This is a genomic window from Kiritimatiellia bacterium (assembly GCA_028715905.1).
Lineage (GTDB): Bacteria > Verrucomicrobiota > Kiritimatiellia > JAAZAB01 > JAAZAB01 > JAQUQV01.
The window spans coordinates 1-22907 of the sequence record JAQUQV010000029.1; the positions used below are offsets into that span (position 1 = coordinate 1).

Below are 22907 nucleotides of genomic sequence, written 5' to 3' on the forward strand. Positions count from 1 at the left end.
TCCGCGGCCAGGAACCGGGCGGACTTGGCCTGCTTCTGGAGGGCCTGTTCCGCAAGAAACAGGATGTTGGTGCGCATTTCCGGGGTAATCCGGGCCGCATCATTCGTGGAAGGCGGCGTATTTTCCGGGTCCGCCAAAGGCGCCGCGGGCATGCCCGGCAATTTTTTATCGGGAGAAATTCCCTCCGACGGCACTGCCTGCGCGAAACGCTCCGCAAAAAGCCCGGTCAAATCCCGTGCTTCATTCTGTTCCGTTTGAACAAGCTTGATCTCGCCTGCGGCCTCGGCCATCAAGGAAGTGGTCATGGCAATCGCGTTGGTCTGCCGCCGGATATCCTCCTGCAGTAATTTTTCAAACGGGGCCAGTTTCTTCCAGAGATTATAAACGCCGTGTTCCGCTGCCCGGGCCGGTGAGAGAGCGCGGTTATCAACATCACGCAGGTAATTATAACTTTCATGCATGGAATTCCGCAGAGCCTCCAGGTGCTGTCCCAGGAGCGCCGTCTGCTGTCCGCCTTGCGGCCCCTGCGCGGCCACGGCTTGGGAAAGCGCCGCCTGGAAAGGGATCATCAGGTCGGAGTTGGCGCGCTGCCGTTCGGCCAGGGCTTCAAATTGGGGAATACGGCCGGGCGCGGCGTTGGTTACGGCCGGGGGCAGGGCCGCGATTATTTCCCTTTGCTTTTGAAGAATCATGTCCGCGAGCTGGCCCGGCGGATGCCGGCCGTATGCGGCCATAAGCGCCTGCAGCTTGGCTTCCTCCCTGGCTTTCGGAAGGAGGTTGGTAATCACGGCCAGATTGGCGGCGGCATTGCCATGGATTTTCCGCGGACGGGACGCGTCGCGGCCGGCGCGCAACGCGCGCTGGAAAGCGCCGCCCGCTTTTTCAAGGAGGGACGTCTTTTGCGCCGCATCCGCCTGTTCCGCCAGGCGGTAATTCGCGGCGCCGAGATTATAAGCGGTCTTTTCATGATCAACATCTTCCCTGCCCCCCAGGAGGGCGAAAGACCTCGCGGCATTGCTATAATCGCCGGCGCGGTAAAAAGCGCAGCCGCCGTTGAAGAGGCAGTTGTTCTGCAAATGCGGACTGCTGTTGCTCATGGCATGCAGGTAGGCGGAAGCCGCCCGGCGGTAATCGCCGCGGCGGTACAGACCTTGGGCCATGCTTGCGCCTTGCCGGCCGGTCGGAAAATTTTCAGGAAGTGCCGGCTTTGCCGCGACCGCATTGGCCGCGGCCTGCCTTTCCGGAACATCAGTTTTGTCCGCCACCTCTCCTTCAGCCGTGCCGGCCGGCGGCGCGCCGGATGTTGCCGCTCCCGGCGGGAGACCGGGCGCGGAAACCGTCTTGCCCGGCGAAACAACCGTTATGGGCTGGCCGGGCGCGGCCGCCAGATTGTCCCGGCATGCATGCAAAACGAAAAACAGCAATATCAATTTTGCGGCGCGCAAATACGGAAAAAACGTCTTGGCATGATCGCGGGGCGCATGCGCGGACCGGCCGCGCGCGGCCAGGCGTCCCCGGCTGAGAAGCGCGCCGGCGAGGAGCAGCAAAACGCCGGGAAAAAGGAACCACTGGTAACGATCCAGCATGCGTTTCTGCAGGCTTTCCTCAATATCGCGCGCCGTGATTTTGCTCAAATACTCGCTGTATAATTTTCCGAGGTTGACGTTGGCAAGCCCGACCGGAACATAGGCGCCGCCGGTGATTCCGGCTATTTCCTTCAAGGTCTCGTGCTGGAGTCTGGAGATAACTTCCTGTCCCTGATAAACCAGGTGCGGCTCGGACTTGGACGCGCCGGGAATGCGGGCGCCCTGGGGATCGCCGAGGCCGATCGCAAAAACAACAACCCCTTTTGTTTTCGCCAGCTCGGCCGCGGTTTTCGCCCGGCCGGCGAGGTCTTCGCCGTCCGAGATCAGAATCATGGCCCGGTGCGCGCCCAGATCGTTTTCAAAGGCGGCCAAAGCCTTTTCAATCGCGTCGCCGATATTGGTTTCGCCCGGCGGGGCCGAGTCAACCGTAACATCGTCCAGGATTTGGGCAAGATAGGCATAGTCGGTCGTGAGCGGGCACAATTGCACGGCCAGGCCGCGGAAAACAAGCAGGGCCACGCGGTCGCCGCGCAACTCGCGCAAAAGGTCCTGGATATCGGTCTTGGCCCTCTGCAAACGGCTGGGATGAACGTCGCGCGCGAGCATGGAACGCGAGACGTCCAAAGCAATGATCAAATCCCGGCCGCGCTGGAAAACAGTCCGCTCCTCCATGCCCCACTGCGGGCGCGCCGCGGCGATCAGGAGCAAAATCAAACCGGCCTGGATACAGGCGGCCTGCCAGTAGAACCGGGAAGAATTGACGGCCGGGGAAAGTTTTGAAAGCATCGGCTCGGCCAGGAACAGGGCAAGCGCCTTCTGCTTCCGGCGGAAAAGCAGGAACCACAGGAAGGCCAAAACCGGTATGGCCCAGACCATGAACAAAACCCAACCGTGTGCGAATTGCAGGCTCATGTTTAAATAATCTCCCGGAACCAGAACATGTTCAATGACGCCGCCAAAACCAGCATAGCGAGACCGGGCGCGAGAAACCGGAGATACCATTCGTCATACTGGTTGTAAATTTCCCTCCTGACCGCGGTTTTTTCAAGCTTGTCTATCTCCTGCAAGGCCTTGGCCAGCCCCTTCGGGTCGCGGACGTTAAAATAGCGGCCGTTTGTTTTTCCGGCGATCCGGCGTAAAAGCTCCTCGTCCATGCTCACCTCGGCGTAACCGACCGTCTTGCGCCCGAAAATGTCCTGCGTCAGGAAAGGCGCGCGGCCGGTGGAGCCGACGCCGATCGTATAAACCTTGATGCCCAGGGCCCGGGCCGCCTCAATGGCCTCGTCCGGCTTGATGGCGCCGGTGTTTGATTCGCCGTCGCTCAAGAGCACGACGATCTTTGACTTGATCTCCGCCTGCTCAAGCCGGGCGCAGGCCGTGGCAAGCGCGTCGCCGATGGCGGTGAGCAATTCCTCGCGGTTGGCCGCGTTGCCCTCGTCATCCAGGCGGACGCGCGGGGTTTCCACGCCTTTCAGAGAATGCAGAAGGACGCCGTGATCAATTGTCAATGGAACCCGGCAAACGGCAAAACCGCCGAAAGTAACCAGGCCGATCAAGTCGTCCGGACGGCGGCGGATAAAGTCGGCAAAAGTCTCCTTGACCACGTCCAGCCGTGTGCGCGATTTTCCGGCGGTTGAAAAATCAAGCGCCTGCATTGAGCCGGAAATATCCACCGCCATCTGGATGGCGATGGCGTTTGCGTTCACCGCGGTTCTGGAAAACACCGTCTGCGGACGGGCCAGCGCAATGATTGCCAAAACGAGTCCGGCCAGGTAAAAGGCGGGCAAAGCAAGACGTAAAGTTCTGCGCCACGATCGGGCGGCAGCCGGCAGGCGGCGGGTTGGGGCGAAAACAGCGCCATGCTTCACGCGGCGCGCGTAAACCATCCAACACGCCAACGCGAGCGGAATCAACAGTAAAAAATAATATGGTTCGGCAAATCGGAACATGTTATGTGTTTTTTGTCTTATCCCGCACGGGCGCGTCCGTTTCAATATAATCGCGCGCCGTGGAAACGGTCTGGCCAATAATTTCGCGCCCGGGACGGTAGGCGGCGAATTTTACCAGGTCGGCGGTCTGCAAAAACGCCCTGAGTTTGCCGACAACTTCGCGCGAAAAGACGCCGTTGCCGGCCGCGGCGGCCAGAAACTCCTCGGTGGTCTGTTCCGGCGCCCGGATGGAGTGCGCGCGCTCAATATAACGCCGGACAATCATGGTGATTTTCAGATAAAACTCCTTGACCTGCTGTTTGGCGATGAAATCCTGCTCCAGCAATTCGTTAAGTTCGTAAAGCGCGCGTTCCCTGGGTGACATGCGGCGCAGTTTGACGGCCCGGTGAATACGTCTGCTCATCCGCCACAGGAGGAAAATAACGCCGGCCGCGGCCAGAATTGCCGCCGCCCAGCCCGCCACGGTCCTGAAGGCGGGATAAATCCAGACCGGACCGGCGATGTCCTGAATGGAGGCGGCCGGAGCGCCCGGCGCTATTTGCACGGCCTGGAAACAAAGCGGGCGGGTCGCAAACCACCCCGCCGCCGGAGGAGAAACCGCGTGGTTGGTCCAGGCAACGGCCAAGGGAGCGATGCGGTATTCATCCGCCAGGGTCGGCGTCAATCGGAAACAATATTCCCTGACGAACTTTCCCGCGGCCGGCGGCCCGGAGCGGATAAAGCTGCCGCTGAGCGCAAAACCCTTCAAGCGGTCCGACAAAGCGGGCGGATGCACTTCCATATTGGACGGGGCGCAGACCCGCAGGGTCAGGAGAATATCGCGGTCAAGATGAACCTGCGCCGGCTCAGCCAGAACGGCCAGCTCAATCTGTCCGGAGGAAATCCTTTCCGCCGCCGCCGGCGCGGCGGGCGCGGGCGCGTCTTTTTGCGGGACGCAGCCCGTTACAAGCGCGATTGACACCGCCGGGACAAGCAACCGGCAAAAAACCGATAAAGCTGTATGATCTTGTTTTTTCATGCCGCATTCCGCGTTTGTCCGCCCGGCCGCGCCGGCAGAAAATTTAGGGCCAAATTATCCGCGCCGCATACGCCGCTGGCGCTTGAGAAATAGTTTCCGGACGTCGTCCACGAAAGGCCGGTCCGTTGAAAGATTGAGCGCGTCGGTTTTCAGCCGTTTAAATTGGAGGTCCAACGCCTCGGCCTCCTCGCGGGCCCGCCGCCGGAAGAAATCCATCGTTTTCCGCGACCCGGTGTCAATTTCCATGAGATCGCCGGTCTCCGGGTCAACAACCGCGAGCAGGCCGGCGGGGACGAGCGCCTTTTCGCGCGGATCGGAAATCGTGCAGCAAATGAGGTCGTGATGTTTGGCCGTCACCCGCAGTTCGCCCTCGTATCCGCCGGAAAGGAAATCTGAAATCAGGAAGACCACCGCCCGCCGTTTCTGGGTTTTATTCAGGAACTGCAGGGCCGCGCCCAGATCGGTCGGCCGGCGGGTTTCCTCGGCGGCCAGAACTTCGCGGACCAGGCGCATAACGGCGGTGCGTCCCTTGCGGGGCGGCACATAACGTTCAATGCGGTCGCTGAAAAGGACCATCCCCACCTTGTCCTGGTTCCTGATAGCCGAAAGGGCGAGGAGGCAGGTCAATTCCGCGGCGGTTTCCGCCTTTGAGCGGGCGGCGGAACCAAAACACATTGACCCGGATATGTCCACGAGAAAAACGACCGTCAGCTCGCGTTCCTCGCAAAACCTTTTAACAAACGGATGTCCCATGCGGGCGGTTACGTTCCAGTCAATGGAGCGGACATCATCGCCGGGAACATACTCGCGCACTTCGTCAAACTCCATTCCGCGGCCCTTGAAGACGGAATGATATTCTCCGCTGATATATTCATCCACGAATTTCGCGGTGAATATCCTGATCCGGCGGACATGCTTCATCAACTCTCTGGTGTCAATGGCCATCTTTTTAAATGCCGAAGGCAGAATGCAGAATTGTCTGACGCCCCGATTTTACTTCCTTTTGAATTCCGTTTTTCCCGGCTTTTACTTTTTCTACGGCACCGGGATATCGCTCAAGAAGCGGGCGATGACATCCTCGCTCTCCACCTCCTCCGCTTCCGCCTCATAAGTAAGCATGATCCTGTGCCGCAGGATGTCGTAAGCCATTTCCTTGACGTCCTGGGGCGTGGCATAGCCCCGGCCATGGAGCATGGCGTTCGCGCGGGAAGCCAGGTTCAAATAAAGCGAAGCGCGCGGCGAGGCGCCGAATTCAATCTGGTGGTCAATCTTGATGCCGTAATCCGAAGGCTTGCGCGTGGCAAAAACCAGGTCCAGGATATAATCCCCCACCTTCTCGTCGCAATAGACCTGGTCCAGCAGGTCGCGCAAAAGCGATATCTGGCCGGCCGACATGACGGAGTTGACTTCAATCGGCCGGCGTCCGGCGAAGCGGTTCATGATAAGGCGCTCGTTGTCCTTGGAAGGATAAGTTATCTTGCATTTGAGCATGAAGCGGTCAATTTGCGCCTCGGGCAGGGGATAAGTTCCCTGCTGTTCAATCGGGTTCTGGGTTGCCATCACCAGGAAGGGATCGGGCAAAGGATAGGTTGTGTCGCCGATCGTTACCTGGCGCTCCTGCATGGCCTCCAGCAGGGCCGATTGAACTTTGGCCGGCGCCCGGTTGATTTCATCGGCCAACAGCAGGTTGGTGAACACCGGCCCTTTCTTCGGAGAAAACGTCCCCGTTTTCAGATCATACACCAGCGTGCCTATCAAATCGGCCGGCAGCAAATCCGGCGTGAAACTGATGCGTTGAAACTTGAGGCCTAGCGTTCTGGCCAGCGTTTTAACGGCCGTTGTCTTGGCCAGGCCCGGCACGCCTTCCAGCAGAATGTGTCCGCCGGTAACCAGCGCTATCAGCATGCGGTCAAGCAATTTTTCCTGGCCGACGAGCACTTTCATCACTTCCTGGCGCAGGGCGTCAAGAATTTTTGTCTGTTCGTGAATGAGATCGGTCGTTTTGGTTATTTCAGCATGGTCCATTGGCGGGCCTCCCAGTAAAGATCATTTTATTCCGATTTTTTGTTTTCTTCCTTTTCCCGGTTTTTTTCCGTTTTCGCCTCTTTCTTTTCCGGCTCCGGTTTTTTAATCAAATCCGCGCGCGTGATCAGCATCGGCTCGGCGCGATAGGATTTAACGATATAAATCCAGGAGCCGAATTTCGCGTTTAATTCCGCCGCCCGCTCGGCCGCGCTTTTCTTTTCCCCCTCCTGCGCGGACGGGGCGGTCCGGCCGTCCTTTTCCTTTTTCCCGGCCGCGGGTTCATCCTCCGTCCCGGCCGCGGCTGTTTCGGCAAGGGCGGGATCATTGGTCGCGGAAATCGTGAAATAACGGTCCTGATTGTCATCGGCAAGCTGATTGCCGGCCTGGAGCGTGTAAATCAGGCCGTCTTTGGTCGCGGCCTTGAAAACAAGCGGACGGTCCAGCCCCGTTTCCTTCGGCGTCAGCGCGGGATCGGCCACATCATCAAAACCGAGATGGTCCAGCGCGCCGGTTATCCGGCTGATTTTTGAACTATCCAGACTGCCTTCTCCCGGCCGCAAATCGGCGAGCGAAAAATCACCGCCCTCCCTGGCGCGGACAAGCTTGATCGGGTCGCGGTCCGGCCCGGAGACATTGATTTCCATGATATCCGCCGCGGATGCCATGATAAAGTCATCCGCCAGCCATGTTTTGGCTTCTTCCGTCAGGCGGTCAAGGCTTTTGGCGACAAGATAAACCTTGTTGTCAACGGACTGGACGTAGCGGCCGGCGGAATAATCGCCGAAATTCATCGCCATATCCGTCATGGGCGCGGATTGCGGCCGCATGAAATTTTTACCGATGATGAGCGAAGCCATCAGGCCGTCGTTTTCGTCGCGCAATTCAACCAGCGTGCCGGAGCCGGCCGGCTGGTTCGTGGCGGCGGCCGGCGCGGGGGAAACAAGATTGAAATCGGCAAGCCGGCCGGGCGGCGCATTAACAATCTGGCCTATTTTCAATTCGCTCAACTCGCGGATCACATCGGCCACTTTGTCAAAATTAGCGGGATAATTGAAACGGCTGGCCACCACCCATCTGCCCTTCGGCCGGGCAACCGTGATCCGGCCGGTGCCGGAAATGATCACCAGCTTGGCGACGCGGTTGACGTCAAGGTTCTGAAGCGCTTTGCCGCCGATGGCGACGGAGGCTGAAGACGGTTTTTTTTTCTGGACCGAATAATAAGCCATGCCCCCGAGAAGCACGGCGGCCGCCACAAGCACAATCAATGTCTTTGCATTCATTTTGTTCGCTCTCCTTCTTCCTCCTGTCTTCTTCCTTTTTTATCTCGTTCGCGCGCTGCGGCGCCAGGCAAAAATCAGGCCGGCGCCGGCCACCAGAACGGGCACCAGCAGGATGTTAAGAATTTTGACCTTCCCGCCCAGTCTTTCTATTCCCTCGCGCAGGTTTTTGCGGACCTGTTTGAGCTCGCGCTGGGTTTTGAGCTGTTCCTGGCGGAACCGGTTGATTTCCTCCTCCTGCTCCGGGCTCAAAATATATTTCTGATTTTTGTCCTTCTGCCGCTGGAGAGACTCCAGTCTTTCGCGCGTGCTTTCAAGCTGGCTTTGAAGCTCGCGTTCCTTCAGAAGCCATTTTTCCTGGGCGGAGCGCTGCAGGGCCAGGACCTTGTCAAAAGGACGCTCAAAACGCCCGCGGGAACGTATCCGGGCGAGGTCCTCGCTGCCGGCAAGGTAATCAACCGCGTTGAAGAAAAAGTTGATGTTGTCGTTCATCGGCTGATAGACGCGCGCGCCGAAGACATTCAATTCCTGCACTGCAAAAGCGTCGTATAAAAGGTCCGCGTCGGCCACCAGGATGACGGTTGTTTCCTTTTCGCTTTCCTTGAGCGCCGGCGCTTCTTCTTTTGATTCTCCGGGTTTCTGCTCCTTGTCGTCAGCCGCGGAGGCGGCCGGCGGCGCGCCTTCCGGGAAGGCGGTCTTGAACCGGCCGTGCAGGCGCAAAGCAAGATTCATCTTTTTGAGGCCGGGCTGAAAATCGCGGCGGATGGCCTCGGAACCGAGCCGGGCGGCGAAGGAATTGACCAGCTGGGACTGGGGCGAGGAAACCAGGAGCGACTCCACCCTGAGCTCCGCGGCGCCCGCGCCCGTGAAAGCGCCGGCACCGGGAAGAATGAGCGATTCAAGCGGCGCGGTAATAACGTTCTGGCCGTCAATATTTTCCCGGCGCAGAGTTAAAAACGCGGGGTTTTCATCAAGGGCATTGTTGTTCAGCCGCACGCGCGTGGCGGCTTCCAGGTCGGCCACGACCTTGTCGCCCTCGTATTTAATTCCCCAGGCGTCCGTCAGTTTGTTCAGGTCCGAAAAGGGCCGTGACAAATCGGGGGAGGCGTCGCCCAGCATAGCCTCGCACAGGCACATGGGATCAATGAAAGCCATGAGGCGGCCGCCCCGCAGGACAAACTGGTCCAGCGCGAAAAGCGTCTTGTCGGAAAGGTTTTTGGGATGAATTAAAATCACGAGATCCATGTCCGGGTCCAGATGCTCCGCGCCGGCGGGGAGCGAGCGCACTTCGTAATCCCGGCCAAGGTCCTGGAAGACCGCCCAGGGCGGCTGATTCTGCGGACGCGGCTGGCCGGGCATGGCGTAGGGAAAAGCGCGCACGCCCATGACCGGCAGACTGCTCATGACGCCGACGACGGGTTTCTTCGGATTGGCCGCGCGCGCGATCATGCGGGTAATGTTATATTCAAGCAGTTCTTCCGAACGCGGATCAAGAACGGGGATGGTTTCCACCGCGTCGCCCTTCACCGCCGCCAAACCGCAATAAACGGCCGGCCCCGCCAGGTCCAGGGTCTGGCCACTGAGTCCGTAGCGCTCCGCCCATTCCTCGGCGTCGGAATCGGGCTCGGGATCGTATATTTCAACCACGATCTTGCCGTCGGCGGCCAGCCGGTATTCGTTCAGCAAATCCTCCACCTGCCGCGCGAACGTTTTCAGGGGAACGGACGTGGCGGCGGCGCTGCGGGTAAAGAAATATTTGAGCGTTACCGGCGCATCCAGTTTTTTGAGCAAATTGAGCGTGCCCTCGGAAAGGGTGAAAACCTTTTCCTCGGTCAGGTCCTTGCGGAAGTAAAAACCGCCCATAATAATGTTGAGGGCGATCAGAATGACAAGCAGGGCCAGCAAGGCCAGGGCCCCGCCGCTCATTTTCCATATCCATTTCAATCCGGTCTGCTTCATGAATTTTATCTCCTTTAAATGGTTTTTGCCGCGCAAGCGCGGGCATTCCTGCGGCGGCTTGCCGCAAAAACGCCAGGCGGCATTCTCACGCCGATTTTCTGCTTTCAACGACGATGTAAGTTCCAAAGAGCATGAGCGCGATCGCGCTCAGGTAATAAACAAAATCGCGGCTGTCCAATATCCCCTTCTGAAACGCCTCGTAGTGCGGCATGAAACTGAAAGCCGCCACGCCGTTCACCAGCCAGTCCGGGGCCCACTTGACCAGCAGATCGGTTACCGGCGGCCAGCCGGCCAGCAGTAAAAAGAGACAGATCATCAGCGCCAGAACAAAACTGATCACCTGGTTGCGCGTAAAAGCCGAAGTCATCATGCCGACCGCAAGATACGTTCCCGCCAGCAGGAAACTGCCGATATAGCCGCCAATGATCGCGCCCTTGTCCGGGTCCCCGAGATAAACCGTCGTCAGGACAATGGGGAAGGTGAGCGCGATGATGAGTCCGATAAAAATCCAGGCCGCCAGGAATTTTCCGAGGATGGCCTCGGTCATGGATACCGGGAGGGTCAGCAGCGTTTCTATCGTGCCGGAGCGGCGCTCTTCCGCCCAAAGCCGCATGGCGGCCGCCGGCACCAGGATCAGGAAAAGCCAGGGGTGCCAGAAGAAAAAGGGACGCAGGTCGGCCTGGCCGATTTCATAAAAACGCGACACGAAAAATGTCAGAAAGCCAAGCAGCATTAAAAAGACAATCATAAAAACATAAGCCACCGGCGATTCAAAGTAGGAAACGAGCTCGCGTTTTGCGATTGCCTTCGTATTGCGGACAAAATCCATTTTTTTTCCTCCGAGTTGTTTTTGTTCTTTTTTTCTTCCTTTTTTACCCGCCCGTCAGTTCCCGGAAAACATCGTCCAGTTTGCCTTCCAGGGCGCGCAATCCCGTTACCGGCCAGCCGGGATTGGCCCGGGTCAGCTCGGTAACATCCTGGAACAACCGGGCGGAATCCCGCGGCAAAACGGTAATGGTGTTGCCGTTGACGGTTGTTTCGGCGGCCGACGCGATGTTTTTGATTTTTGCCGCCATATCCGGATCAAAGGTTTTGAAAGTCACCTCAACGGCGCCGTGCAGTCTGCTGCGGGACTTTAATTCCGCGGGCGAGCAGTTGGCGATCAACGCGCCATTGCATATGATTATCACCCGCGTGCAGACCGCTTCCACCTCTTCCAGGATATGGGTGGAAATGACGATTGTCTTGCGGGAAGCCATGTCGCGGATCATGGTGCGCACCACGTGCTTCTGGTTGGGATCGAGCCCGTCCGTGGGTTCGTCCATAATTAAAACCGGCGGATCATGCAAGAGGGCCTGGGCAAAACAAACCCGCTGGCGGTATCCCTTGGAAAGCGTGCCGATAGCCTGATGCCGCACCTTGTCCAAACGGCAGATTTCCACGGCCGCCTCAACTTTTTTATCCCGCGCCATACCCGTGAAACCGCGGATTTCGGCGATGAACGCCAGATAATTCCAGACCGTCATCTCGCCGTAGACCGGCGCGTTTTCCGGAAGATAGCCGATCTGCTTTTTGGCCGCGCGCGGGGCGGCGTTGATATCATGGCCGTTGATCACCGCCGTGCCGGATGTCGGCGGCAGAAATCCGGTGATCATCCGCATGGTGGTTGTCTTCCCGGCCCCGTTCGGTCCCAGAAAACCCAGCACTTCGCCCTTTTCCGCCTGGAAAGACACGCCGCGAACCGCTTCCAAACGCCCGAACATTTTGCAAAGATTTTTTACTGCCAGCATTTCCATCCTCCTGTTAAAACCGGACACCGGAACACAGGCAACGGTCCCCCGCTTTTTCCGGAGCCGGAAGTCTCTTTGTCCTCAATCTGCAATCCGCCGTTTTAAAAATATGATCTTTTTCCTGAAACGGTAAAAATTACATAATAACAACCTTGCGCGCAAGCGAATTACCATCCGTTTTTCTGGGAATTGTTATTTTTAAAATGCTGTTTTCATAAACGGCCCGGGCGGCCTCTCCGACAATGTCATCCGGCAGCATGATCTGCGTCTGAAACCGGCCGGAAGAGATTGCCTGCGCGTTCTGTTCCGTTGTCCGCCGTTCCATCCCGGCTTCAATTTTCAAAACCCGCCCGTTGAGACTGACGTTGATGCCGGCTTTGTCAACACCGGGCATGGAAATCGAAACCACATAGTTGGTTTCCTCCTGCCGCATGTTGACCGATGGCATCTCGCCGACATCGCGCCAGTCCCGATCAATAAGATTCAACGCTCCGCTGTGCCGGCTGGCATACGCCATCTGAAAAATCCGCCCAATCTCGGCCTGTAAACGCCTGACCCAGTCTTCGCCGGGATAACTGTCCTCAAAAGGAAAATGCGCCGGCTCTGGGCCGGCGGAACGCATATTGCCCCGGACAAACAACATGTCCCTCGTCATTTCATGGAAAAGACGGTCAATCTGGTTTTGCATGCGTTCCAGGTCTTCCGCCGTTTCCTGGACAACAATGTCTTCCTTTGCGGCATCTTCCGCCCGGGCCGGAACATCGGCCGGCGCAATCAGGGAACGGAATATTCCGGAGACCGATAGCGGCCAGCCGTGGCGGTGCGCCGGACTGCGCATCAGAAACACCCCTTCCACCAGCGCAACCAGAGCCAGCAAGATAATAACCGAAACAAACAATAAGGTTTTCCGCCGCTCATGCATGTGTTGTTCCTTCCTGGTTATATATGCCAAAAAAATAAAGCAATCATCGTGCCAAGTCCGGCAATTGCCTGTTATCAGGTTAATAACGCCGTTCGCCCTCCGCCGGAAATGGGAAAGCGCGACAATATGTCCGGGCGGGCCGGACAAAATGTCCGGCAGACCCGTCTCCCGGGAAGAAATCGCGAACTGATATGGGACGGAGGTTTTTTACCGCCGGCGCCGGGCTCAATCTGATTCGCAGCGTTCACCGGAAAATAATTTCAATTTCGCGCGAAAGGATTCATGAAGGATCATGAAGGATAAAATTGACAGGATACGGCCTTTATCGTACGTTATGCTGCACAAAAGACAAAAAAAACGGAAATGGTTGTTCGGCATCATTAAAGATCGGAGGACGGCATGGAGGGCAGAGAAATAGTGCGCAGGGCGATTGAATTTGACACGCCGCCGCGGCTTCCATTTTTTCTGGGAGGCGCATGGAGCGGCAAACTTTCCGCAAAAATAAAGAATTTTCCCAACGATGTCTGCGATTGCTGGGAAATGGACAGGCAGGAAAACGGGTGGTTCTTTGATAATCCGGCGCAAGATGACTGGGGTTGCAAATGGGAAAAAACGGACCTTGCCAATATGGGACAGGTGGCGGGCCATCCGCTGGAAGACTGGAGCGGGTTGCGGACTTTTCGCCCCCCCAATCCGCGCAACCCCTTCTATTTTGACAGAATCGCAGACGGCATCAAAGACGCAAAGGGACGTTACGTGGTCATCACAAGTCATTTCAATCTCTTTGAACGCCTTCACATGCTGCACGGATTTGCCCGGACCCTGGAGGATTTTTATCTTGAACCGGAGAAGACACACAAACTTCTTGACATGATACTTGAGTTCAAAACCGCGCTCATTGCCGAAGCCGCCCGGCGGTTCGGCGGGGAGATTCACGGCATATTATTAACGGATGACTGGGGCACGCAAAGCAACACGTTTGTGTCAAAGGATGTGTTCAGGGAATTTTTCTTTGAAAGGTACAAGCGATTATTCGCTTCCATTCACGGGCATGGCTGGCACGTAATCCTCCACAGTTGCGGAAAAATCAATGACTTTGTGCCCCTGTTTATTGAGCTTGGCGTGAACGTGCTCAACATGCAGCAACCGCAAACATACGGCATTAAGGAATTCGGAAAATCTTTCGCCGGCAAGATTTGTTTTCTAACCACGGTTGACATTCAAGCCACTTTGCCAAAAGAAGACACGGAAGCGGTGCGGACGGAAGTCAGGGAACTCGTCGCGAACTGGTCAACGCCCGCAGGGGGGTTCATTGTGTTTAATTACGGCGATTCCGAAGCTATCGGAACAACCGATTCCATCGCCGAAGTCATGTTCAGAGAATTCTATGACCTTAGAAACTACTGGAAAGGAAAAAACGCAAGCGGAACGAATGCAGGCGGCGTCCGCCGGCGGGCCTGAGCGGCCCGCCAACGTTTCTTTCAACCCAGGATGCGCTTGCCCTCGTCCAGGAATATGCCCTGCAGGTTCATTCTCAGCGCCTCGGGCCGGGGCGAATTGGCCAGGGCGACTTCTTCGGTAATCTCGCCGCCGCGGACAAGACCGTACAGGACCTGATTAAAAGTCTGCATGCCTTCCTCGTTCCCGGTTTCAATCGCGGCCGGCAATGTGTCCAGCTGATTTTCCATGATCAGCTTGCGCACGGTCGGCGTATTGATCATTATTTCAACAACCGGCAGAATGCCGCCCGCCGCCGCAGGCACGATCCGCTGGCAGAGAGCCGCCACCAGATAATTGGCCAGGGTTATGCGGACCTGGTCGCGCTCAGCGTGGGGGAAAAAATCAAGGACACGGTGCACCGCATAAGCGGCGGAATTGACATGCAGCGTGCTTAAGACAAGATGACCGGTATCGGCCGCGGACAAGGCCACTGAAAAACTGATATGATCGCGCATCTCGCCGATGACAATGACGTCGGGGTCTTCGCGCACGACGTGTTTCAGCGCGGCATGGAAGGAGACGGTGTCAAGCCCGACCTCCCGCTGGGTGATAAATGATTTTTCGTCTTTGAAAACATATTCCACGGGATCCTCAACCGTGATAATCCGGCAGCACTGGTTTTTATTTATCAAGTCCACGAGGGCCGCCAGGGTTGTTGATTTTCCCGTGCTGGTGGCGCCGCAAACCATGATCATCCCGCTGTCCGCCTGGGCAAGCTTTTTCAGCACCGGCGGCAGATGCAGTTCTTCAAGGCTTGGGATTCGCTCTTTTACATAACGGAACGTGAGGGCCGGCAGACCGCGCGAAATGAAAGCGTTTACCCTGAAACGGCCGATATTTTCTTCAACGTATGAAAAATCCATTTCATGCAGCGGCTCGGCCGTTCCTTTCAAATGGCCGGGCACAATCTTCTCAAGCAAAACGCCGAGATCGCCGGCCGGGATGACGGGCAAATCGCCGGCCATGAGCTGGCCGTTGATCCTGAAAAAGGGCGCGCGGTCCGGCTTGAGATGGATGTCGGATGCATTCAGTTCAACCGCGCGCTTAAGAATAGTTCTCATTAAAGCCATGGCGTTAAGACGGCGGGGACGCCGTTTAAAACAGCCGGCGTTTACGAAAGGACAATATAAGAAGCCCCGTTGTTTTCAAACATTTTAAGAGTTTTACCGAATTGCCCGAGAAAATGGACGGAATAACTGCGCAGGAAAACATAAACCGGCAAAAGAATTACGACGCCGACATAGGGAATCAACACCGTGCAGCACAAAAGACAGCAGAGAAATACGGTAATAAATCCAACGGCCATGAGGATGACCGCTTTGAAAAGCAGGTATAAGATAAAAATGCCGGCATGGTGTTTGAACAGGTCAAAAAACGTTTTCCAGCCTTCCATCACGCGGCAGGTCCGCATCGCCATGACGGGAATCACAAAATCCTCAAAAAACACGCGGATAACAGCCGCCGTCATAATGAAACAAAACATGAAAACAACTCCGAACCCGATGGCGCCGGCGGCATGCCAGCCGAAATGCGTCCGCGCCAGGTCCGGCCAGCTGACCAGCAGGGCAAGGCCGACTCCCAGAAGCAAGACCGCCGCCGCGGCCAAATCAAAACAGATTGAAAACAAAAAACAGGAATTGCCCGGCGCGCGGAATTTCCGCCAGGGTTGAATGATTTCGGCGCGGTTTCCCACGACGTTGTCAAGAAACATGAATTTGCCGCGGCAGCCCAGCCAGGTCACAACCAGCCAAACCGCCAATCCGGCCGTAACCGCGACGATAACCAGGGGAATTACAAGGAAAAGATGCGCCAGAAACCAATCGCGCGCAACATGCGCGCACTGGGAAGCTTGTTCCTTGTTGAATTGGCCGGGATGGAAATTAAATCCGAAACCCAGGCCGTCATCCAGCATGGCGAGCCAGGCCGTAAAACCGATTGCCAGCCATTTAACAAATTGGAACGGCTGAAAAAGAACACGGCGAACGGTTTCCAAAGCCATGCCGACGGGCCTGAGAACAGATGGGCTACTCATGATTTTTCTCCTGAATTATCGCCGCTGGTTTCCCGGGGAATCAATAAGTTCCATCATAACCTCCCCGGCCGCCAACGCAAGGTTTTTTTCCGCGTCGCGAAAAGCCTCCCGCAATGAAATCCCGCGCGGGTTGATACACCGGCATTCGGTAATGCCCGTTGAAGCCGGGCATGCCCCTTCTTCCACCGCACCGGCAAGCGCCACGACGCGCTTGCCATGTTTCCGCCCCAGCCGGCCGACATAGGCCGGTATTTTGCCGAAAGCGGTCTGCGAATCAAGCCGGCCCTCGCCGGTAAAGACAACGTCGGCCGCCGCCAAGATCCGCTCAAGACCAACTTTTTCCCCGATCCATTCCGCCCCGCTGCGCGGCAATGCCCCGAAAAAAGCGGCGCAGCCGGCGCCGGCGCCGCCGGCCGCTCCCGCGCCGGGGACTTCCGCAACGTCCCGGCCGAGGTCTCTTCTGGCAATTCCGGCCCAGCGCGCAAGATTTTTCTCCAGCAATTCCACCTGCGCGGGAATCGCCCCTTTTTGCGGGCCGAACACCCGCGCCGCCCCCTGTGGTCCGAGCAGAGGATTGCGGACATCAGTCAGACAGATTATCTCCGCCGACCGCAAGCGCCGGTCGCGGCGCTCAACAACGATTTTATCCAGCAAATGCAAACTGCCGCCGCCGGGCGGTATCTGTTTCCCGTTTTTATCCGGCAATTTAAAACCAAGCGCCGCGGCCAGGCCGCAACCGGCGTCAACCGTGGCGCTGCCGCCGAGCCCAACCACTATCTGCCGGCATTTGCAATCCAACGCCTTTGCCATCAGACAACCCGTGCCGAAGGTTGAAGCTGTCAGGGGATTATATTCTTCCGGACCGGCCAGCCGCGCCAGGCCGGAGGCCTGCGCCATTTCAATGATGGCGGTTGCCCCCGCCTTCAGCCAGGGAGCCCTGATCGGCCGGCCGAGCGCATCAAAGGTGTCGGCGGCAATTTCCTCGCCGCCGAGACAAAGGCGGCAGGCATCCAGCAAGCCGTCGCCGCCGTCCGAAAGCGGCATAATTCTGATTTCGGCGGAGGGAACGACTTTGCGAACGCCGGCGGCAATGGCCGCGCCGGCCAGAGCGGCGCTTAAACAACCCTTGAAGCTGTTGGGGACAATCAGGATATTCATCAATCATAAAGCGGCGGCCGGCTCAGCGCGTCCGCAGCATTAACAAACTTCCAAGCAACAAAAAGAAAATATTAGGCATCCACGCGCTGACAACCGGGACCAGAAACTGCTCCTTGCCGAGCCACTGGCCGAAAGTCATCAGAAAATAAAACGAAAAAAAAGTGAGCAGGGCAAAGATTACCCCGATCAGCGCGCCCCTGCGGGCCGTGCGCACGCCGAACGGAATGCCGAAGAGGACGACCACCAGGCATGTCCAGGGCATCGCCAGCCGGGCATGCAAATCAACCAGAATGCGGGCGCGGGTTTTATCCGAAAGGTTTTTGCGGGTGGCCAGGAAACGGCCCAGGTCGCGGGCGGAAAGAAACTCCATGTTTTTGACCTCGTGCATGAAATCATCGGGGGTTTCATTCCACTCAACCATCTGGCGCAACGGCTCATGGGTCGGAGCGCCGACGGGGTTGTTGTAAAAATCATATTTCTGAACACTCATGTTGAACAACCACCATCGTCCGTCAAAAAATTTAGCCTCTTCCGCCAGAACCACTTCCATGTCGGACCCGTCCGGGCGCTGCTGGACAACACGGACGCCCTGCATGTCGTAATTCGCGAGGTCAAACCGGCGAATCAGCCAGATGCGCCGCTGATCATCGTTCTTATATGGCAAATCGGACGCATGACTGGCGGCAAAATCGCCGCTTTTTTTCTGCTGGTTAACAAACTGCCAGGCCCAGTAAGTGGAATGGGGCGCGACGGTTTCCTGTAAAACGCTGATCAACATGCTGACGACGAGGCCGACCAGCAATATGGGCGCGGCAATACGGTAAAAACTGACGCCGCAGGCGCGCAACGCGGTCAATTCGTTGTGGCGGCTCAACTGCCAGAGGCTGTAAAGCAATCCCAGCAACAGCGAAATGGGGACGATGTAGACCAGCAGAGACGGCATGACAAAGAGATAATACCGCAACACATCCGGCAGAGGCGTCCGGGCCTCAATAAAATCGGAGAGATGATCAAACAGGTCGGCAATGACAAACAACATACTGAAGGCCAGCAGGCAATAGATAAAGGGCACGATAAACTGTCCAAAGATATATTTGTCAACAATCTTCATGGCGCGGCTGCGAATGCGATCTGAATGAAACCGCACTTTACCATTTTTTTTTATGATTGCAAAAACAAAAGGATAAGGTTACTTTTATGCAACAGGCAATTATGTTAAGATTTTTTTCTTCCCATTCCTCCGTCTTTCCTGCTAAATTGATTCTTATGAAACACTTTATATCAGCTGTCGTCGTTTCCGCGCTTTTCCTGGCGGCGCTTACCGACTGTCCGGCCCAGATACGGGTAACCAAAGGATTAAGCGAAGCCGCCTTTCTGGATATCTCCGGCTTCAAGAGCGGCGCGGACAACGCCTCGCTCGTCTTCCGCCGGACGCTGGAATCGGATTTAACGCGCTCAGGTTGGTTTAAACTTGCCGGCCCGGCCCGGCCTGAATTTACGCTCATCGGCGGCGCGGAAGAGGGCGGGGCGCGCCTCGTTGTCCGCAGTGAGGCCTACAACACCATGACGCGGGCAAGGCTTTTTTCAAAAACATACAAAGGCGGGAAAGAAGAGGCGCGCTCATTGGCCCATCAGCTGGCGGACGACCTCGTGTTTGCCCTGACCGGCCAGCCCGGCATGGCGTCGTCAAAAATCGTTTTGGTCGGCAACCGCACGGGACAGAAAGAGTTGTACATCTGCGATGCCGACGGATTTAACCTGCGGCAATTGACCCGCGACAACGCCATCAGCCTCGCCCCCCGCTGGAGCCCGGACGGCAAACAAATCGTCTATACCTCCTATTACCGCACGCAGTTCCCCGAAGTCTTTTTGATTACCATGCAGAGCGGCCGGCGGCAGTGCCTGGCCGGTTTTCCGGGACTGAACGCCAGCGCGGCGTTCTCTCCGGACGGGCGCAAACTGGCGCTTATTCTTTCCAAGGACGGCAATCCGGATTTATTCATCATGGATATCAACAGCGAACGCCTGACCCGGCTCACCGCCTCCAAAAGGGCGGCGGAAGCAAGCCCTTCATGGTCGCCGGACGGCAGGCAGATTGTATTCGTCTCCGACTCGTCCGGCACGCCGCAGCTTTATATTATCGGCCAGGAAGGCGGCGAACCGCGCCGCATTGCCGTGGGCGGATCGCAGAATGTTGACCCCGACTGGGGACCCAACGGCTATATCGTCTACAGCAGTTTCATCGGAGGAAGGTTCCAATTATATGTCTTCAATCCCGCCGCCGGCGAAACCAAACAGATAACTCCGCCCGATGCCTCCTACGAAGATCCCTCCTGGGCGCCCGACGGTCGCCACATTTTCTGCGTGCGCAAGCAAAACTACAATTCCCGCGTTTTTATTGTTGACACTCTTGGCCCCTCTTGTATAAATCTGCTTCGTGAATCTGTAAAAGGGGATTGGTTTTCTCCTGATTGCTCGGGAAAATATATAAAACCATAAATTGGAGGAAAGCATGACAAAAAACCGTTGGTTTGCTCTTGTCGTTCTCTTGCTTGCCGCTTCGCTTTGCATGACCAGTTGCCGGGACCGCAAGGGCGGCCGCCGCGCCAGCGACAATATCGGCGGCACCGTCGGAACAACCGATGAATACGGCCTGGCCGAACGGCCCGAGGGTCAGCTGAACATCCTGACCTCGGTCAAATACGACGCGGTATTGTTTGGGTATGACAGCGCCCAGGTTCATGAATTAGAGCGGCATAAAATAGACGCGGCCGCCGATTATCTCAAAGGGAATCAGGGAGTTGGCGTAATCATTGAAGGCCATTGCGACGAGCGCGGCAGCGCCGAATACAATCTTGCCCTCGGCGAACGGCGCGCCCTGGCAGTCCGGGCTTATTTAATAGGTTTAGGCATTGACGGCGCAAATATTCAGACCAAAAGTTATGGCAAAGAACGGCCCGTTGACCCGGGACACGATGAGTCGGCCTGGAGCCTGAATCGCCGAAGCGAATTTGTCTTTTTTAAAAATTGACGCAGCGGTGGAATTCTTTGGCGGCAGAAAACAGGCCGTGGAGAGGCTGGTTCTGTCTCTGAAAGGCCGCTCCGCCGAAGCGGCGGCCGCGGGACCAATCAGGCCTCGCTCCGTTAAACATATGTTCATGGCGGCGCGCGGAAATCCAGCCGCCAGGTTCGCGGCGGGCGGTTATGTTTCCAATTGCAGTCAGGTTTTGTTCCACGGGGTTTATTTTCAGCTCGCTCGGAGCGCCGGAAATTCTGCTTGTTCTGGCGGCCGTGTTGCTTCTGTTTGGAGCGGAAAAACTGCCCGGTTTTGCGCGGGAGATCGGCCGGGCACTGAATGAAATGCGCCGGACGGCAAACGAGTTTTCTTCAGCCATAATGGATAAAGTTCTACCATCCGGCCCGAATTCTCCGGAACGGCCCAACCGGCGGGGGATTGAAGAAGAAAAAAGAGAAGGCTGAAGAAATGCGGAACGCAAAGAGCAGTATGCGCAATCTTGACAATTGGAATCGCCTTCAACTCCATTTCGCCCAGACACAAAGACATGGATAAAAAGGCATCCGAGAGCATTGATCTTACCTTCAGTCCGGACTGGGCCCGGAAACTGCCGGAGAAGTGGAGCGTTTCCGGAACAGTCCCGCGGCAAGACGCAGCTTTGAAACGGGGGCGGGCGAAAACTCCTTTCCGGGGCGGACCCGAAAACCGGTTCGGCAACCGCGCCGGAAAACGCGAACATGCCCGGAAAACATTTCGTCCGGCATCAACCGAAGGCAAAAACAAAAATTCCGCTCCCGCGGCGGCTTTGCCGGAGTTCACCGTCTCTTTTATTCCCGAACGAAACGGCTTAAAACCCCTGGTTAAACAACTGGCCGGAACGCGGCGCGCTTATTCGCTTTTTGAGATAGCCGCCACCTTCCTGAGCAAGCCGGAATTTTACGCCGCCGCCATTGAAACCAGCGGCCGGGACGGACAGCCGGCGCAGGCGCTCTATCAATGCCTGGCATGCCGGGCGCTTTTTATGGATAAATCCGCGGCCCTGGCGCACGGCCTGAACCAGCATCTGAACCTTTTCTATGATTGCGAAGAAAAGGATTGCGAACCGCCTCAGGGAAATTTCTTATGCGTTGCCCGCTGCACTTTAAGCGGCGAACTGCTCGGCCCGCCCAATCACCATGAATTCAGCGAAAAATTGCAGGAACTGCACCGGACGCGTTTCGCGCACATGCCGCTTGAACAGTACCGCAAGCAAATAACCAACGAAACCGACCCGGCCGCCATTGAACAATGGAAAAAGGCGGCCGCGCGCAAAACGATCTACCGCACAAAACTCCTTAAAGAGCCGCTGGTTTTTGAACGCAAAGCTTTGCTGGACACGCATTTCGCCGAAAATTATGCGCCCACGCTGGTCCGCGCCGGCCATAAATTCATAGTGCCGGCGACCACAAGCCAGACTATGGACGACCGCGCCATCAGACTGTTGATTCAGGCGGCCTGGCAAAAAGAGACGCGTTTCCCAATCAATATGGCTTCCGCCATCCTGAAAAGATTCCGCCGGCTGGGCCTGCATATATTCAAAAACGCGAAAATAACCTTTGTCAGCGCCGTCAAACCACACCCGATTGAACCCGGGCAAACGACCGACGCTATTCGCGGCATCCTGGAGTGGATCCTAAACAATGCCGGCAAAACGCGCCAGGACCTGGTGGCCGCCCTTGTTCCAGGCACGCCGCCGGAATCAACGGCCATTACCGGAATAATTGACCCCCTGGTATGGCTGATTGACCGCGGACATGTCATTGAATTTATGAACGGCGCCCTGTCCCTTCCCAACCGCGCCATGCCCGGCAAAAACCCAGCGTCTTCCCGGCCGCCGCCCGTGCCGCAGGGTAAACCGGAGCGGGAATCCGCCGCCCCGCGCCCGGCCGGCCATGGAAAGACGGACAAACAAACCGCGCGCGGGACGGCGGGACAACAGCTTTCAGCAACCGGCGGCCAGGAAACCTGAAAATCAACCGTTGAAAACTTGCCCGGCGGGTGAAACAGTTTTATGTCCGAATCTTGCGCGAAAATCGCGTAAGATTCGGGTGTTAAACTCAACCGGACGGGAGAAAAAAAATTATGCCGGAAAATTACGTCAAGCCGCACGGGCTGAAACTGAAAAAGAATTACTACGAGCCGCCGGCGGAATCCGGCGCAAACACTTCTGAAAATTCCGTTGATTCCGCTTTCGCCGCCCCGGCGCTGGAAAAGGCCCGCCGCCGGAACAAAGCCAAACAGAACTTACGGCAAAACATACGGCTCGCTTTCAGCTGGTTTCTTTTCATATTGCTGGGGGGCGGGCTGGTCTATATCCGTTTTTTTGAAGGCTGGCCGGCCATTGCGCCGGATATTTTGAAACAATACGGCATGATCGCCGTCGGCATCCTGTATCTTACGGCCGTGTTCCTCGCCGTCAAGGACAACATGTTTGACGGGCTGCTCGCGCTTATCGTGCCTTTTTACCCCTTTTATTATCTTTTTTTCAAGAGCGGCTCGCCCCTGCTTTGCGCAATCGTCGCCGCCTTTTTGGCGGCGTTCGGATTTGACTGCCTGTTGTTTCTCCAGCGCTTTCTCCTGAAAATGATGGACCGCACGACTTCCTTGATTCAAAACGTGTGAGCTGAACTGCTACA

The 22907-nt window shown here is 56.8% G+C and carries 20 protein-coding genes; 6 read left to right on the forward strand and 14 right to left on the reverse strand.

Features of this window, described 5'->3' with window-relative positions; all coding sequences use genetic code 11:
* From PHP98_07070 to PHP98_07115, 10 genes are all read right to left on the reverse strand, one after another.
* Window positions 1–2498: VWA domain-containing protein (locus PHP98_07070; GenBank protein ID MDD5483395.1), on the reverse strand; the 2498-nt coding region annotated here is incomplete at its 3' end.
* A 2-nt stretch (window positions 2499–2500) separates the two neighbouring features.
* Window positions 2501–3535: a VWA domain-containing protein gene (locus PHP98_07075; protein MDD5483396.1), complete on the reverse strand. Its 1035-nt coding sequence runs from the start codon at window positions 3533–3535 to the stop codon at window positions 2501–2503.
* 1 nt (window position 3536) lies between these two features.
* On the reverse strand, window positions 3537–4553 hold the full coding sequence (locus PHP98_07080) for a hypothetical protein (protein MDD5483397.1): 1017 nt from the start codon (window positions 4551–4553) through the stop codon (window positions 3537–3539).
* 54 nt (window positions 4554–4607) lie between these two features.
* Window positions 4608–5498, reverse strand: coding sequence for a DUF58 domain-containing protein (locus tag PHP98_07085; protein MDD5483398.1), 891 nt, complete (start codon window positions 5496–5498; stop codon window positions 4608–4610).
* A gap of 90 nt (window positions 5499–5588) precedes the next feature.
* Window positions 5589–6578, reverse strand: coding sequence for a MoxR family ATPase (locus PHP98_07090; protein ID MDD5483399.1), 990 nt, complete (start codon window positions 6576–6578; stop codon window positions 5589–5591).
* Window positions 6579–6604: 26 nt separating this feature from the next.
* Window positions 6605–7858: a DUF4340 domain-containing protein gene (locus tag PHP98_07095; GenBank protein ID MDD5483400.1), complete on the reverse strand. Its 1254-nt coding sequence runs from the start codon at window positions 7856–7858 to the stop codon at window positions 6605–6607.
* Window positions 7859–7897: 39 nt separating this feature from the next.
* On the reverse strand, window positions 7898–9814 hold the full coding sequence (locus tag PHP98_07100; GenBank protein MDD5483401.1) for a Gldg family protein: 1917 nt from the start codon (window positions 9812–9814) through the stop codon (window positions 7898–7900).
* Between the two features lie 85 nt (window positions 9815–9899).
* Complete coding sequence (locus PHP98_07105) at window positions 9900–10643, reverse strand: ABC transporter permease subunit (GenBank protein MDD5483402.1); 744 nt, start codon at window positions 10641–10643, stop codon at window positions 9900–9902.
* Between the two features lie 43 nt (window positions 10644–10686).
* A complete protein-coding gene (locus PHP98_07110) occupies window positions 10687–11604 on the reverse strand; it encodes an ABC transporter ATP-binding protein (GenBank protein ID MDD5483403.1) in 918 nt (305 codons plus the stop codon).
* A 136-nt stretch (window positions 11605–11740) separates the two neighbouring features.
* Window positions 11741–12526: an Hsp20/alpha crystallin family protein gene (locus PHP98_07115; protein MDD5483404.1), complete on the reverse strand. Its 786-nt coding sequence runs from the start codon at window positions 12524–12526 to the stop codon at window positions 11741–11743.
* Window positions 12527–12925: 399 nt separating this feature from the next.
* On the opposite strand from PHP98_07115, the gene PHP98_07120 reads away from it, so the two are divergent.
* The gene (locus PHP98_07120) at window positions 12926–13987 is read left to right on the forward strand and encodes a uroporphyrinogen decarboxylase family protein (protein MDD5483405.1); all 1062 of its coding nucleotides are present in this window, start codon (window positions 12926–12928) and stop codon (window positions 13985–13987) included.
* A 20-nt stretch (window positions 13988–14007) separates the two neighbouring features.
* On the opposite strand, the gene PHP98_07125 is transcribed toward PHP98_07120, so the two are convergent.
* From PHP98_07125 to PHP98_07140, 4 genes are read right to left on the reverse strand one after another with little or no spacing between them, the layout of a single operon-like run.
* Window positions 14008–15087 (reverse strand): PilT/PilU family type 4a pilus ATPase, encoded by a 1080-nt coding sequence (locus PHP98_07125; protein ID MDD5483406.1) that lies wholly within the window; start codon window positions 15085–15087, stop codon window positions 14008–14010.
* A 50-nt stretch (window positions 15088–15137) separates the two neighbouring features.
* On the reverse strand, window positions 15138–16058 hold the full coding sequence (locus tag PHP98_07130) for a hypothetical protein (protein MDD5483407.1): 921 nt from the start codon (window positions 16056–16058) through the stop codon (window positions 15138–15140).
* Between the two features lie 15 nt (window positions 16059–16073).
* Entirely contained in the window at window positions 16074–17216 is a 1143-nt protein-coding gene (locus PHP98_07135; GenBank protein MDD5483408.1) for a glycerate kinase, read from the reverse strand.
* Window positions 17217–17238: 22 nt separating this feature from the next.
* Window positions 17239–18327, reverse strand: coding sequence for an LptF/LptG family permease (locus PHP98_07140; protein MDD5483409.1), 1089 nt, complete (start codon window positions 18325–18327; stop codon window positions 17239–17241).
* Between the two features lie 155 nt (window positions 18328–18482).
* Here PHP98_07140 and PHP98_07145 point away from each other — a divergent pair, with 155 nt between their 5' ends.
* From PHP98_07145 to PHP98_07165, 5 genes are all read left to right on the forward strand, one after another.
* Window positions 18483–19715 carry a biopolymer transporter Tol gene (locus tag PHP98_07145; protein ID MDD5483410.1) on the forward strand — a complete coding sequence of 411 codons (1233 nt, stop codon included), beginning with the start codon at window positions 18483–18485 and terminating at the stop codon, window positions 19713–19715.
* A gap of 13 nt (window positions 19716–19728) precedes the next feature.
* Complete coding sequence (locus PHP98_07150; protein ID MDD5483411.1) at window positions 19729–20247, forward strand: OmpA family protein; 519 nt, start codon at window positions 19729–19731, stop codon at window positions 20245–20247.
* Between the two features lie 173 nt (window positions 20248–20420).
* Window positions 20421–20696 (forward strand): twin-arginine translocase TatA/TatE family subunit, encoded by a 276-nt coding sequence (locus PHP98_07155; protein ID MDD5483412.1) that lies wholly within the window; start codon window positions 20421–20423, stop codon window positions 20694–20696.
* Between the two features lie 83 nt (window positions 20697–20779).
* Window positions 20780–22240, forward strand: a complete 1461-nt coding sequence (locus PHP98_07160) for a hypothetical protein (GenBank protein ID MDD5483413.1) — start codon at window positions 20780–20782, stop codon at window positions 22238–22240.
* 113 nt (window positions 22241–22353) lie between these two features.
* Window positions 22354–22893: a hypothetical protein gene (locus tag PHP98_07165; GenBank protein ID MDD5483414.1), complete on the forward strand. Its 540-nt coding sequence runs from the start codon at window positions 22354–22356 to the stop codon at window positions 22891–22893.
* Window positions 22894–22907: the final 14 nt, after the last annotated feature.